General features: G+C 44.7%; 11 protein-coding genes and 1 tRNA gene. 5 read left to right on the top strand and 7 right to left on the bottom strand.

Going from position 1 to position 13,879, the window contains the following annotated elements; translation table 11 throughout:
- The first annotated feature begins 421 nt into the window (after nt 1-421).
- Nucleotides 422-3,346, top strand: coding sequence for an apiosidase-like domain-containing protein (locus AZI86_RS08225; protein ID WP_061834575.1), 2,925 nt, complete (start codon nt 422-424; stop codon nt 3,344-3,346).
- Nucleotides 3,347-3,440: 94 nt separating this feature from the next.
- Here the strand turns inward: AZI86_RS08225 and AZI86_RS08230 are convergent, their stop codons facing one another.
- On the bottom strand, nt 3,441-4,358 hold the full coding sequence (locus AZI86_RS08230; protein ID WP_061834576.1) for a hypothetical protein: 918 nt from the start codon (nt 4,356-4,358) through the stop codon (nt 3,441-3,443).
- Between the two features lie 115 nt (nt 4,359-4,473).
- On the opposite strand from AZI86_RS08230, the gene AZI86_RS08235 reads away from it, so the two are divergent.
- Nucleotides 4,474-5,247 carry a TIGR02147 family protein gene (locus AZI86_RS08235; RefSeq protein WP_061834577.1) on the top strand — a complete coding sequence of 258 codons (774 nt, stop codon included), beginning with the start codon at nt 4,474-4,476 and terminating at the stop codon, nt 5,245-5,247.
- A gap of 36 nt (nt 5,248-5,283) precedes the next feature.
- On the opposite strand, the gene AZI86_RS08240 is transcribed toward AZI86_RS08235, so the two are convergent.
- A tRNA-Ser gene (locus tag AZI86_RS08240) sits at nt 5,284-5,374 on the bottom strand.
- Between the two features lie 109 nt (nt 5,375-5,483).
- Here AZI86_RS08240 and AZI86_RS08245 point away from each other — a divergent pair.
- Nucleotides 5,484-5,729, top strand: a complete 246-nt coding sequence (locus tag AZI86_RS08245; protein ID WP_061834578.1) for a GlsB/YeaQ/YmgE family stress response membrane protein — start codon at nt 5,484-5,486, stop codon at nt 5,727-5,729.
- A 6-nt stretch (nt 5,730-5,735) separates the two neighbouring features.
- Here the strand turns inward: AZI86_RS08245 and AZI86_RS08250 are convergent, their stop codons facing one another.
- The 3 genes from AZI86_RS08250 to AZI86_RS08260 all read right to left on the bottom strand — a co-directional run bounded on the left by AZI86_RS08250 (nt 5,736) and on the right by AZI86_RS08260 (nt 8,949).
- Nucleotides 5,736-6,968, bottom strand: coding sequence for a multidrug effflux MFS transporter (locus AZI86_RS08250; protein WP_061834579.1), 1,233 nt, complete (start codon nt 6,966-6,968; stop codon nt 5,736-5,738).
- A gap of 110 nt (nt 6,969-7,078) precedes the next feature.
- Nucleotides 7,079-7,558 (bottom strand): hypothetical protein, encoded by a 480-nt coding sequence (locus tag AZI86_RS08255; RefSeq protein WP_061834580.1) that lies wholly within the window; start codon nt 7,556-7,558, stop codon nt 7,079-7,081.
- A gap of 122 nt (nt 7,559-7,680) precedes the next feature.
- Nucleotides 7,681-8,949: an NAD(P)/FAD-dependent oxidoreductase gene (locus AZI86_RS08260; protein ID WP_061835111.1), complete on the bottom strand. Its 1,269-nt coding sequence runs from the start codon at nt 8,947-8,949 to the stop codon at nt 7,681-7,683.
- Nucleotides 8,950-9,047: 98 nt separating this feature from the next.
- Between AZI86_RS08260 and AZI86_RS08265 the strand changes: the two genes are divergently transcribed.
- Together AZI86_RS08265 and AZI86_RS08270 are read left to right on the top strand one after the other, a co-directional pair.
- Nucleotides 9,048-9,665 (top strand): ABC transporter ATP-binding protein, encoded by a 618-nt coding sequence (locus AZI86_RS08265; RefSeq protein WP_061834581.1) that lies wholly within the window; start codon nt 9,048-9,050, stop codon nt 9,663-9,665.
- Complete coding sequence (locus tag AZI86_RS08270) at nt 9,662-10,897, top strand: ABC transporter permease (protein WP_061834582.1); 1,236 nt, start codon at nt 9,662-9,664, stop codon at nt 10,895-10,897. The genes AZI86_RS08265 and AZI86_RS08270 overlap by 4 nt, the downstream gene beginning before the upstream one ends.
- Here the strand turns inward: AZI86_RS08270 and AZI86_RS08275 are convergent.
- Both AZI86_RS08275 and AZI86_RS08280 read right to left on the bottom strand, forming a co-directional pair.
- On the bottom strand, nt 10,886-12,217 hold the full coding sequence (locus tag AZI86_RS08275; protein WP_061834583.1) for an AmpG family muropeptide MFS transporter: 1,332 nt from the start codon (nt 12,215-12,217) through the stop codon (nt 10,886-10,888). The two genes, AZI86_RS08270 and AZI86_RS08275, sit on opposite strands and share 12 nt — an antisense overlap.
- Nucleotides 12,217-13,854, bottom strand: coding sequence for a hypothetical protein (locus AZI86_RS08280; protein ID WP_081111816.1), 1,638 nt, complete (start codon nt 13,852-13,854; stop codon nt 12,217-12,219). The genes AZI86_RS08275 and AZI86_RS08280 overlap by 1 nt, the downstream gene beginning before the upstream one ends.
- Nucleotides 13,855-13,879: the final 25 nt, after the last annotated feature.

The following is a 13,879-nucleotide window of genomic DNA, read 5'->3' on the forward strand; positions in this document are numbered from 1 at the left end:
CGAAATTCCAAGAATGGGATTGTCCAAAATTTCGTCTATACCGAATCGAAGGATATATTTTCGACACTATCTGATGATTTTTCGTTACATTTGGTCCAACCATGCGGCGGCTGATGAAAATAGCGTTTTTCAAAGGCAAGGAAGCATGGGATCCGACGATTCTGCGAATAAAACTGATTATACGACATCGACTCTTGGGGGACTTGTGGGGTATCGAATCAACAAGTTCGACATTTGAGCCGGCTATGGTTTTAGTTCTAAAAAGAACAATAAAATAATTTACCACGCAGCTGAAATTTGTTCGGTGAGGCCGTATTACAAAATCAATACTCCCGCGCGTTAGGACCTCTTGAGGATTTACATTTTTCTTGGTGAATCTACCATCTGAATCTTCGATGCCAAATTATATCAAGGAGGAATTATGAGGCTCGCTGGTTGGTTTTTTTCTTTTCTGCTCTGCAGTTTAATGTCTTGGGCGCATGCCCAGTCATCACCTTATCCCATCACGATTTCCGCAAATAAGCGGCATTTCGTGAATGCTCAAGGACAGCCGTACTTAATGGTTGCTGATACGGCTTGGTCCATCTTAGCTGAGTTAACTCAATCTGAAATCATCGACTATTTAGATGATCGACAGGCGCGAGGCGTGAATACCATTTTGATTAACTTGATTGAACATAGCTTCACATCAAACACTCCCAAGTGGGTGACACGCACGGGGATTTCTCCGTTTTCAAACGTGAATGATATGTCCACTTATAATTCTGCCTATTTTGATTTTGCAGAGTGGTTCATCCAGGAGGCGTTAGAGCGCGATATTCTGGTTATCGTGACTCCTTCTTATTATGGTGCGGGTTGCAGCAGTGATGGCTGGTGTACAAAGATGCGCACGACGGGGGCGACGAAGCTTCAGCAGTATGGTCAATACATCGGGGCAAAGTTTGCCTCTTATCCCAATATTATTTGGTCTGCGTCGGGGGATGCGACACCTGGCCCTTCAGATATGTTGCTGGTTAATGCGGTCATGAATGGGATCGTGGCCGGTGAGGGCAGTGGTGGAGTTCACTATCACGTGGCTCACTGGGATCGAGACACTTCGGGTGCGGAAATTCCAGGAATCTCTCGTTTAGATATTGATACGACTTACACTTATGAAGGCCCCGAAAACTATTCAAGACTTCTAGCTCGCTGGGCGGACAATGAAGGTGTCAGACCTCATATCTTTTTTGAAGGTGAGTATGAGAATGAGCACAACTCTGACAGTCTGGTGTGGAGATCTCAGATTTACATGCCAATGGTGACGGGTTCTACGGGTTTTATCTTCGGAAATAATCCTATATGGTATTTTGCGGATCCAGGCGATCCCCAGGACACTTTCGGAAACGGAGGCTTTCCCGGTGGTTGGACGACGGCGATGAACAGTCCTGGAATTCAAACTCTGACTCATGCACGCAATTTTTTTAGTCCCATTGCCTGGCACACTTTAAGTCCTGACGTAAATCATACATTTATGACTTCAGGATATTTGGGATCGACGCCAGAAAACTACGTTCAAGCGTCGATAAATTCTGCGGGAACATTGGCGGTGATGTATTATCAAAACCACTTGCGCAATCCGACTTTTGATATGTCGAAGATGGCAGGTCCGGTGACCGCTAGGTGGTATGATCCATCCAACGGAACTTACACCGCGATTTCCGGAAGTCCGTTTGCTAATTCGGGAACGCGGCAGTTTATGCCTCCTTCTCTGAATTATGAAGGACAAACCGATTGGGTTCTTCTTTTAGAAACGACTCCGGAAAACAACGACAATCCCATTGCATATGTTCAAAACTCAGAACAAGCCGTGACGGCCAACACGGACTCCATTTCTACGCCATCATTTGTAACCAATCCTGTTGCTGGCAATTTAATGGTCTGCGCGATTGCCTACAATAGCACTTCGCCGGTATCTGCGGTTTCGGACACAGCAGGGAATTCATATACTAAAGCCGTCGGACCCGTTGGCACCTCAGGTGCTTTAGCGGGCTGGGGATTAGAAATATGGTACAAAAATAATCTTGTCAGTGGATCTAGTTTTGTAACGACGGCGACGTTCCCTTCGGCATTTGATGGATATAAACGCATCAGTTGTCATGAATACTCAGGCATTGCGGCAAGTAATGCTTTAGATCAAGTGATTGGCGACTCAGGGTATGGAGCCACCGGAAGTGTGGGCCCCGTGACTACGACTCAAGATAAAGAGTTGTTATTTATGGCCGGAGCGGTTGCGAGTGGTTCTTCAGCGGCGGGTTCTGGGTTTACTCAACGTTCAACTTTAGATAATGACACGATCGCTGATCGTATCGTCAGTACTGCTGGTGATTATTCTGCGACCATGTCGCCGACCGGTGATGAATGGCAGATGGCCTTTGTTACTTTCAAAGCGGCGGGGGAAGCGGTTCCCCCTACGGTAGCGATCACGGCGCCGTCAAACAGTGATGTGGTCCCTACTTCAAGCACCGTGGCTATTAATGTGACAGCCTCTGACAACGTCGGCGTATCGAACCTAAAAATCTATGTGAATGGAAATCTTTTGTGTACGGATACGACAACACCTTATTCATGTAATTGGAGTGTTCCGGCGACCGCAGGCAGTTTCTCAATTCAAGCAGTGGCGGTGGATGCGGCAGGAAATAGCGCCAACCATACAATTGCTGTGACTTCGGCATCGGCAATTCCGATTTCGTATGTGCAAAATTCCGAGCAGTCTATCACCGCAAATTCTAGTTCGGTGGCAACTCCGGCATTTAGCTCGTCTTTGACGGCCGGAAACTTGATGGTGTGTGCAATTGTTTACAACAGCAATTCGATTCAAGTGACATCCGTGTCGGACACTGCGGGAAATTCTTATGCTAAGGCTGTCGGCCCCGTCACGAGTCCGTCGGGTTTGATGGCCGACTGGAGAGCTGAAGTTTGGTATAAAGAAAATCTTGCAACCGGAACTAGTGTCACGGTTTCAGCTAACTTTGGATCTACTTTCAACGCATACAAGCGTATTAGTTGCCATGAATATGCGGGAATTAAAACCTCGGGCGCTTTGGACCAATCCACAAGTGCGGTGGGGACGACCTCTATCGGCAGCGTAGGTCCGATTACTACGACCCAAGCCAATGAGCTTTTATTTGTGGCCGGCGCTGTCGGTGGCGGAAATTCTATGGCGGGTTCTGGATTTACTCAGCGTTCGACTTTAGATAATGATACGGTCGCTGATCGTATCGTCAGTAGCACCGGAAGTTATTCTGCAACGATGTCGCCGACGGGCGATGACTGGCAGATGATACTGGTCAGCTTTAAAGGACTTTAGTTGTTTGCAAAAAAAGGGCTCGGGATTCCGGGCCTTTTTTATTTCTATTACAAAATCTGAGTCTTTTATATTGAATCTCGCTCGTGTGGATAGATTAGTAGTTGAAGCAGTTGTAGTAGCTGGCATTATCAGCCGGAAATTGAGACCACTGTTGATCTGCTTTAATATTTCCAATAGCGCAATACTCTTTTCCACCGCGATACTTGATGGTCAGATTACTGCGGTAACGGTTTGTCCGATATTGCTTTCCGGAATAGCTGTAAAAGCCACCGCTCCAAGCATGTGTGATGGGCAATAAAAAATTGTCCCAATCTTGCTTGTCGGCACGCTCCAGAATAAGAATTTGGTAATCTTTGGTCTTATCCGTTTTGTGCTTAACTGTATTTCTTAAAAGTGGGAACGAGTTAGAACCATCAGCGGCGATAAATTTCTCGATGGTCTGCGTGCCCTCAACGTCTTTACCTGCAATGCTATAATTCTTTGTGTACTCGGAAGAGTAGATGTTTCCATTTTGGTCTAAGGAAGTGATGCCGTATTCCAATAGCTCGCCTGTTTTCTTATAGAATGACAAAGATTGGATTTCTACAATTCGGTAACTGCTATCAACGAAATAGTTTGAGATTACTTCTCGTCCAAAATCTTGACCTTCCAGTTGAAGAACAAACGCATAAGGAAATCCGAAATTAGACGTGCCTGAAACATTCTGAACAAAGTTTTTACGAATACCGTATTGCCCACCACACATTGAATTGTAGGTAGAGCCACCTTCGAATATCACTTCAAATGGGTCGACTTTGTAGTTTGCGCTGATTTTTGACTTAGCATCTTCGCATTCATCTTTGCTGATTTTCGTTCCTTTTTTTAGAACGAGCGGTTTCATCCTTGCCGCTTTATCAAATTCTTTCGTCGCATTAGCAATAACGCCACTGAACGATTGCTTAAGTTGGTCCAAGCCTTGGTCTGCAAAAGCAGTTGAAACGCTAAATAAAATAAGCAAAGATATAACTCTCATCTAATACCCCTTCGTCGATTCGCCGTCTACGAATATAGTTGTTTTTAGTAAACGGGATATTTTTAGCGTGATGGTGTCGTAGAGTAAAGCCGCTCCATCACGATTGGAGCAGTTTATGATTTTAGACGAACAACAGCACATTCGCCAAGTCCTCACAGACTACTTTGTTAGGGCTTCTCAGAAGAACCCAAGTTTTTCACTCAGGGCATTCGCAAAGAAACTGGAAATTTCATCATCTGCCCTATCGGAAATCATGCGAGGCAAAAGAAAAATCTCGCTTTCTAAAGCCCTTATTTTAGCCAGTAAGATTGGCCTGAGTGACAAGGAGATTCAAAAAATTAGAAGCATCTTTGAACGAAAGAGCAGTATTGATAAATTAACAAAATTGTCCAATCCCTTTCGGGAAGTCATTCTTAAGCCCAATGAGTTTGATTTGCTTGCTGACTGGAAATTCTTCGCCATCGTGGCCTTGATGAGAACCAAAGGATTTAAATCAGAAAATAGCTGGATTGCTAAAAGACTCTCATTAACTGAAGCCGAGGTAGCTCAGTCACTTCAACGATTGATTGATTTGGGAATTGTTCAAAAAGATAGGCGTGGAAACTTATCTGAACAGAAATGTAGCTACAGAACTTCGGAAGATTATCCTGATGAACTCATCCGCAGTCGCCAAGTAGAAGGACTTTCTGCGGCGATTAAATCCATTCAGTCTGCCGCCAAAGGACAGATGGGCTTCTACTCCACGATTTCCGCTGACATAAGAAACATTGATAAAGCCCCCGATATGATTGAAGAGTTCCTAAAAAAATTTAGCATCTTCCTTCACGAAGGCGATCCCTCGGAGGTTTTTGAATTTCATATTCAACTATTTCCGAGAACACGGATTTAGAAATAATCTTGTAATGAGATATATCGCAGTAAAATTTGGCGGAGGATGCGAGATTCGAACTCGCGTTACGCTTTTGGCGTAAACTCGCTTTCCAAGCGAGCGCCTTCAGCCACTCGGCCAACCCTCCGCTACTTGGGAACTTTTCTGAAGGGCTAACATAGCATCGTGCGACGCGGCAATGCAAGGTGGTTGATGAGTAAGTTTGTCAGTGGTGAGATGAAAAGGCGGAGGTGCTTATGGGCATAATCGGAACCATTATTATTGGATTTTTAGTAGGGCTTGTGGCCCGTTTTATCAAACCTGGAAGCGATAAGTTGGGTTTTATCCTGACAACTATCTTAGGAATTCTAGGGGCTTTCGTCGGTGGTTATTTAGGGCAAGTCCTTGGTATTTATGAAGTCGGTGAGCCGGCGGGATTCATCGGCTCGGTCATTGGGGCTGTCATTCTGTTGGCCCTTTTAAAGGCCGTTGCGAAAAAATAAATTCTATTAGTGCGCGATGGTCGCGGCGTCGTGAGAGGTCGTGACCACGTTTTTGATGCGACGACTTCCAAAAGTTAAAACGGCTAAGGCCACGATAGACGAACCCATAAAGATCGCGGCAATCGGAAGTAACTGCTGGGCTTTCAGAACCCCGACGATGACTGAAGCAATCGCCCCAATCGCCATTTGTAAAAAGCCAATGAGGGCGGCGGCACTTCCTGCGTTTTTTGCAAAAGGGGCAAGCGCTAAGGCTGCCGCATTGGGGTTCGAGATGCCCACGCAAGCCAAATACAAAAAGATCACGGCAATGGTTCCGACTAAACCGTAAATGCCGTAAAAAGTGCCAATGAAAAAGATAGATCCCATCACCACAAGACTTGTCAGGCCTGCGCGCAAAATACCTTCGTTGGAAAAGCGCTTTAATAAAAAGACATTCAACTGAGTCGCCCCAATAAGTCCCGAAGCTAGCAGCGCAAAGATCCAGCCGTAAGTTTGTTCGTTGACTTGAAAGATCTCCATAAAAATAATCGGCGAAGCCGCCAAGTAAACGAAAAGTCCCGAAAAGCCGATGGCCCCCGCTAATGAATAAGAATAAAATTGGGGATTTTTAAAAATCTGCCAATAGTTTTTCGCAATTAAGACCGGATGCAAAGAGTGAGCTTTGTCGGGCTCATACACGGAAGGTAACAGAAACACGGCTAAGGATAAAACAAAGGCGCCTAGTGCTCCCAGGGCAATAAACACCGACTGCCATCCAAAATGGGACGTCAGAAAACTTCCCGCCGTCGGGGCAAGTAAGGGAGATACACCTAAAATTAAAACTAGCAGCGATAAAATCTTAGCACTTTCTTTGGGCGTGAAATAATCGCGCACCATGGCCATAGCGGTTACGCTGGCCGCGCAGCCACCGACGGCTTGAATAAATCGGAAAACAATCAGCGATTCGACAGACTTAGAAAAAAGACAACCGATGGTTGCTAAAATAAAAATAATCAAACCAATGTACAAAGGCGACTTGCGCCCGAAACGATCTAAAAGTGGACCATAGAACAACTGCCCTGCTGCAAGACCAATAAAGTAACTTGAAAGTGACATTGAAACTTGAGGCACGGTCGTTCCTAAGCCTTCAGCCATCTTCGGAAATGCAGGTAAGTACATGTCGATCGCAAAGGGGCTAAGCGCAGTAAGTGAACCTAAAACTAAAATTAAAGAACGTTTGCTAGATTTACTGTCAGACACGGAGAGCCTCGAAGGAAGAGAGAATTAATGTGACCATGTCTAATACATTAAAAAATGTCAATACAGAGTTTGGCAAAGAAAAAGGGCCTCTTTCTAGAGGCCCTTTAAAACTACTTAATGTCAGATTTCAAAACTTTGCAGTGTCCCAGCTCACCGTCACCAATCGTGGCAACCGGAATAGCTATCAATGCGTCTTTAGGGCCTTGTCGGATTTCAAAGATCACGCCGTATTCGTTGTCTCCAGGATAGCTCGCCACAATCGCAAATTGGCGTCGGTAAGAATTAGGAGTGAAATAAGTGATGTATCCGTCCGATTTTACGAAATCCAAAAGCTGTTCGCTTTCGCTCTCTGGTTCGCCGATAGAATAACTGTCGATGATCATTTGGCGCTCTAAATCGGTAAGACCTTTAAGGCGTTGTGGGCTAGATAATTCGATGGTTTCACCGTGGTACCAAAGTTTACCGGATGCTTCACTAGTGATCTCTTCTTTCAATTCCCAAGAGTCTTCGCCAAATGCGCATTGGTTGTCAGCGTGTGCAAAAGAAGTCATGGTTAAAGTCGTCGTTAAGACAAGGATAAGGGCTTTCATAAAATCTCCGTGAGGTTTGTTATGTATTTATGAACGCAATATGCCAGCGCAGACATCGGGAATCCAATGCCCGTTTGAAACGTTAATATGCGAAATATGGATATAAAGGCTTAATGTAATTCTTACTGCGTTTCTTTGGGTTGGGAGCGCCATTCCTTATCCACAATTAAACGAGCTCCGCGTTTGAAAGTCAGATAAGCGTAAGCCCACTGCCAGATAACGAAGAACTTATTTTTAAATCCGATCAAATAGTAAACGTGAATGAAAAGCCAAATAAGCCAAGCAAGAAAGCCTCCCATCTTAAAGCTTCCGATTTGCACGATGGCTTTACGGCGACCGATGGTGGCCATTTGACCTTTATCAAAATATTTAAACTCTTTTCGTGGCTGGCCTTTAATTTCGCCCAAAATTTCTTTGGCAACATGAAGTCCTTGTTGCATAGCCACCGGACCCAATCCGGGAAGACCACGGCCATCTTCTGTCGGAAAATAAGCCTGATCACCCACTACAAATGCTTCGGGATGGCCTTTGATGCTAAGATCTTTTTCGACAATCACTCGGCCTGAACGATCTAACGGAACCCCCAGAGTTTTATTTAAGCTGGATGGTTGAACGCCCGCCGCCCACAGAATGGTAGAGGCCTTGATCACTTCATCACCTAGTACTACGGAATTACTACGCACATCGGTCACGCGCGTATTAGTCCAAATCTGCACACCTAAATCTTCAAGATCCCGAGCCGCCCGACGAGAAAGTGTGGGATCAAAGGCAGCCAGAATTCTTGGCCCCGCTTCAATTAATAAAACACGCGTGCGCGAAGGATCGATATGACGGAAATCCTCCATCAAAGTATGACGGCTGATTTCTGCAATTGCGCCCGCAAGCTCGACACCTGTAGGCCCGCCACCGACGATGACAAAAGTCAGATGCTGTTTTTGAATTTCCGCATTGGCTTCAGTTTCCGCACGCTCAAAAGCGACAAGCAAGCGACGGCGAATTTCCGTGGCTTGTTCTAAAGTTTTTAGACCCGGAGCATTTTCTTCCCATTCTGGATGGGCGAAATAACTGTGCTTAGCGCCGCAAGCAAGCATTAGATAATCGTAAGAGATTTCTTTGGTAGTTGTTTTTAATTTACGATTAGCAAGATCCACACCTTGTACATTATCAAGATAGACAGAAATGTTCTGATATCTTGATAAGATCCCGCGGATAGGGCCCGAGATTTCAGCGGGCGATAAGCCCGCCGTAGCCACTTGATATAAAAGAGGTTGGAAAAGATGGTAATTACGTCGATCAATTAAAATGACTTCGACGTCTTTTTTATTTCCCAGTTCACGTGCTGCTTTGATGCCGGCAAATCCACCGCCGACAATAACTACTTTTTTTGCCATAGGATCCTCACGGAATAAGAAGACTTTATCATCATTTCGCGGGGAAGGATAATTGAAACTCTGTTGCTTTTTGCACACGTAAGTGAAAGTCTTTATGTATGTTGGATATCACTTTAAAAAATATTCAGGTGAATCTTCCTGATAAATCAAAGCTTTTTCATGTCGATCATCTGCATATTCCCTTTGGGGAGCACGTCCTGGTAAAGGGGAAAAGTGGCCAAGGCAAAACCACCTTATTGCATTTAATCGCCGGACTTTTAAAGCCCGATCAGGGCGAGCTGAAAATTGGTTCAGAGAGCTTAATAAACCTCAATGACAATCAACTGTGTCAAATGCGCCGTGAAAAAATTGGAGTTATTTTTCAGAAACTCAATTTATTAGATCACTTGACGGTAAAAGAGAATGTGCTGCTCAGTTCACAAAACGTGGGGTCTGTGTTGGATGACGTGGGTCTTGCTCAATGTGCTGACACGCGCTGTTCAGTTTTAAGTCTGGGCGAACAACAGCGAGTTGCGGTGGCACGCATCTTAGCGCAAAAGCTAGATATCATTCTGGCGGATGAGCCGACCTCAAGCTTAGATGAAGAAAATACTCAATTTGTTATCAACGCATTAAAGAAAAAAGCCGCAGGCAAAACTTTGGTTGTTGTGAGCCACGATGATCGCTTGACTCCGTATTTTGACCGTGTGTTGCAGTTTTCTGAGGTGATTCGATGAGTCCGCTAAAACTTGCGACTTTGAATCTGTGGCGCAGAAAAATTCCCACCTTCTTAGCGGTTGGAGCCATTGCCGTCGCTGTGGCGTGCAGTGGAATTTTATGGCGAATAAATATTTTGGCGAGCTCTAGATTTGAGAGCTTAGGCAAAGGACCCGAAGCCGTTATCGGCGCGAAAAGTGGCGGAATTGATATCTTGTTAGGGTCGCTTAATGGGGAAGGATCTTATCCTGGATTTTTGCCGAAAAAATTATTTGATAGCTTACGTTCGGCCCAAACGGTTCAGTTTGAAGACGGAGCGCAAAGCCAAACAAAATATATCCGTGCGATAGTTCCATTTTTATATTTTGCAAAATTCAAAGAAGCCCGTGTGGTGGCCACAGATGAAAGTTTCTTTGGTCAACCGCTAGATAATGAGCGCATGCAATTTGAAAGTGGCTCGTGGACCGGAAACCCCAATGAGGCTGTCATTGGTGCTGATATCGCGACCCATTCTGGATTGAACGTCGGGGATTCTTTCACCGCGAATGCGTGGTTTGGTGAAGATATCTTTTCGCCGACGCAAGTTTCTTTAAAAGTTGCGGGCATCTTAAAATCGACCTCTTCGACATGGGACCGATTGATTTACACGGACCTTGCTTCCGCCCAAGAGATTTTAAAACGCACGGATTTAAGAACAAAATCGATTTGGGGAGCGGATGTATTAAATTATTTTTTGGTACGCCTTGAACCCAATGGGCTTCAGCCTTTGCAGGCCTTAGTTAACAGCCGCACTGTAGGGCAAGTGATTGATGTACAAACGGAAAAAACAAGACTGGAAGAACTTGTCGGCTCAGGAAAAAACTTGGGTCTTTTGTTGGCGATTCTGGTTTTAATACAAGGTGGTCTTTGTATGGCCTCGATGTTGATCACAAGATTTGAAGCGATGAGTATGCAGCTTGCGGTCTTGCGAGCCATCGGTTACCAAAAGAATCAGTTAGGAACATGGTTGGTGTTTGAAGGATTGATCATCGGGCTTTGTGCGGCGGTGATAGGGGGAATACTTGATTACGCTTTCTTCCCTTTTATTTGTCATCTTTTAGGATCTTCGCTGCCATCATTGGAATTAGGGGGAGTGATGATTTTTGCCAGTTGGCCGGTATGGTTTATGACTTTGTTATCCACCACATTGGCGGTGATAGTTCCGCTTTACCGGGTCTATCACCAAGATGTGCATTTTTCTTTAAGAGGATAATTTTTTATTACTGCGAACAAGCAGAATACAAAGTAACAAGGCCGGAATTCCCACAAGGGCCGTGCTGACAAAAAATAAAGCATACCCTTCCATCAGTGTGCGTCCTTCGGCAAAGCTTTGCACCATAACGCCTGAAAAACCCTTTAAAGACTTGCCTAAAAGCGCATAGAACGAACTTAAAAGGGCATACTGAGTCGCCGTATAGCCAAGGCTTGTCAGACTTGACATATAACCAACAAGGGCGGTGCCCGCAAAGCCGGATGCAAAGTTATCAATCACCATCGCTGTGGTAAAAATCTCATTACTTGGTCCGACCATCGCCAAAAGTGAAAAGCCCAAGTTCGAAGCCGGGCCAATCACCGCACCAATCATTAATGTTGCGACAAAGCCCCAGCGAACCGCCGCTAAGCCACCAGCAGCTACACCCACAACCGAAGCGATCAGACCCACGGATCCACGAACCGCACCCACGGTTTCTTTAGTAATTCCGATATCGGCATAAAAAGGATTGGCCATGGGGCCCATCATAAAATCTGAAAGGCGATACAGGCTAACAGCGGCCAGGATCAATATTGCCTTTTGACCGTGTTGTTTGAAAAAATCAATAAACGGACCTGCGACGGCATCAAATACTCCGCGCAAGCTGTTCATGGAAGATTCCGCCCTGTCCGCGAGGTTGCGACCTGGTTCTACCGCAATAAAGGTGGCAGCAATACCCACGGCCATCAAGGCTCCCATCACGGAATAAGAAAGCGACCAGCCAACGGCACCGGCCACAATCAGGATCAAGGCATCAGTTAGTAGCAAAGAAGCACGGTATCCCAATTGATACGCCGAGGAAAGCAGGGCCATATCTTCACTGGCATCAGAAACCTCAATCCTCCATGCATCAACAACGATATCTTGCGTGGCCGAAGCAAAGGCAACCAACAAGGCTAAAGAAATAAACGGCATCAAGCCGCCTTCAGGTTTTACAATCGACATGCCGATCAGGCCGATCGCAACCAAAACCTGAGAAATCAGCATCCAACCGCGACGACGACCGAGCCATTTACCGACAATAGGTGCGTTAACTTTATCGATCAACGGCGCCCATAAAAACTTTAATGAATACGCTAAACCCACCCAAGAAGCAAAACCGATAGTCGCAAGTTCAATTCCACCTTCGCGCAACCAAAAACCTAATGTGTTTCCGGTAAGCATGAATGGAAGGCCCGAAGAAAATCCTAGGGCCAACATGATGGCCACTTTGGGGCGGGTGATCGCGCGAAGAGTTTGAGTCCAAGACGGCTTTGATTTTTTTGCGGTTGTTGCAGCCACTAGTTGTTCTTTCTAAGTTTTTTTCTCATCGTCCACAGAAGATGACTGATATAAGGACGGCGAGTTTCCCCGGTCGTCACCATAAGTAACTTGGTAATTTTAAGATTTACTGAATCGGTGTAAAGCAAAATAAGCATCTCGAAGATGAAATTGGTGTTCAAAGTGATATGGTTGTCGGTACCAACGCCTAATTGAACGCCCTTTTTTTCCCACCAAGAAAACGGATGATCTTTATAGTCTTCAAATTTTCCGGTTAATTTGTTATTCGAAGAAGGAAGAGAAATCAGAGTCACACCTTTTTGAATCATACGATTTAAAACGTCATGCTGATAATGCTCAACTTCACGGGCGGTGTGGAACTTTGCTTTAACGAATAAAATATCTTCTGCTTCCGTAAGCTTTTCCCCCTTAGTTAGCTTGCTTAAGACATTTCGATTTGTGCCCCAATCAAGCTCTGTCAATTCACGATAAAGGGGGTCTTTTTCGGTGATAGGTTGGCTGTTTTGATTCTTCTCGTGAATATTTTGATAAATATGATGGAAGTATTTATTGGGATTGATCCCCAAGCTGATTCCGTGCTCTAAAGTATCGATGTGCCAGATATTCATGGCGTTATCGACGGCTTGGATTCCTTTTTTTAGGGTGTGCCATGTTTCGCCGTGATGCGATCGGATTTTAAATCCGCGATATTGTAATTTTCTAAAGCCCGCTTGCATTTCGTTGAAGTGCTCTTTGCGATAAAGATCTCTTTCGTCACCCACGGTATCCACATCTGTCATGTGCTTAGTTAAAAAAGGATATTTATCTAACATGCGCACGATTTCATTAATCTGTGCCATAAAGTGGGCTTGGCGATTTGGATAGTTTGCCGAATCAAAGTGATTGGCTTCTTTTCTGAAGGAAGGTGAAAGAATGAAATCAAAATCGGGATGCTTTTCTTGGAACTTCTTAAATCCTTCATAAAGTCCCAAGACCACGTCATCCGAAGTTACATCATCAATGCCCGGAATTTGTTCAGACGAACTTGCGGTGGATCGAGATAGCGAAAATTTCAAACGAATACGACCGATATTAAATTTATAATAAAGCTCTTCGGCCATATGATAAGCAGCCTCATTATGAGCTTCGCGCGAAACAAAAATTAATTTCGGAAGATAGAGAATTTTAAGATAGCGCGAAAAGCCTTCGTTTTCTTGTAAAGAAATCAGGCGCTCAACATCGGCCACCGAATTAATGGGCAAAGCTTTGTCGCCATAAACTTCTTTGATCTTCTGTTCGTAAATAGCCTTGTCGGGGCCTTCTAATAATTTTTTTAAACGTGGAAAAATAAATTCTGCATTGATCGCGCCCGTCAGATGGATGTGTTCTTCGCGATATTTTAGCGGAAAATTTTTAAAGAACTCAAAAAGGGCGGCAGAGATCGGGTGTTTTAAAAGATCCGTGATCGAGGCTTGATTGATCTGAAAGCGATTTAGCAAATTGTGAAAATCAGAAACCTGATTGTAAGCATCAGGATGTTTTTGTTTTAAGTCAGAAGTTAATAACAGATCAATTGTGTCCGCAAGTGAAAGACCATTGGTCTCACTGATGATGGTTGTCAGCGCTGACACAAGATGCTGGTGAACGTCCTTATTCACTCGAAATCCCCTTGTAAAATCTGAC

It is taken from the genome of Bdellovibrio bacteriovorus (genome assembly GCF_001592735.1).
Taxonomy (GTDB): domain Bacteria; phylum Bdellovibrionota; class Bdellovibrionia; order Bdellovibrionales; family Bdellovibrionaceae; genus Bdellovibrio; species Bdellovibrio bacteriovorus_D.

Excerpts from the sequence above, each read along its gene's own strand:
- AZI86_RS08255 (WP_061834580.1), bottom strand. The coding sequence starts at position 7,558 with ATGAAAGCCCTTATCCTTGTCTTAACGACGACTTTAACCATGACTTCT.
- AZI86_RS08225 (WP_061834575.1), top strand. The coding sequence starts at position 422 with ATGAGGCTCGCTGGTTGGTTTTTTTCTTTTCTGCTCTGCAGTTTAATG.
- AZI86_RS08260 (WP_061835111.1), bottom strand. The coding sequence starts at position 8,949 with ATGGCAAAAAAAGTAGTTATTGTCGGCGGTGGATTTGCCGGCATCAAA.
- AZI86_RS08270 (WP_061834582.1), top strand. The coding sequence starts at position 9,662 with ATGAGTCCGCTAAAACTTGCGACTTTGAATCTGTGGCGCAGAAAAATT.
- AZI86_RS08235 (WP_061834577.1), top strand. The coding sequence starts at position 4,474 with ATGATTTTAGACGAACAACAGCACATTCGCCAAGTCCTCACAGACTAC.
- AZI86_RS08230 (WP_061834576.1), bottom strand. The coding sequence starts at position 4,358 with ATGAGAGTTATATCTTTGCTTATTTTATTTAGCGTTTCAACTGCTTTT.
- AZI86_RS08245 (WP_061834578.1), top strand. The coding sequence starts at position 5,484 with ATGGGCATAATCGGAACCATTATTATTGGATTTTTAGTAGGGCTTGTG.
- AZI86_RS08265 (WP_061834581.1), top strand. The coding sequence starts at position 9,048 with ATGTTGGATATCACTTTAAAAAATATTCAGGTGAATCTTCCTGATAAA.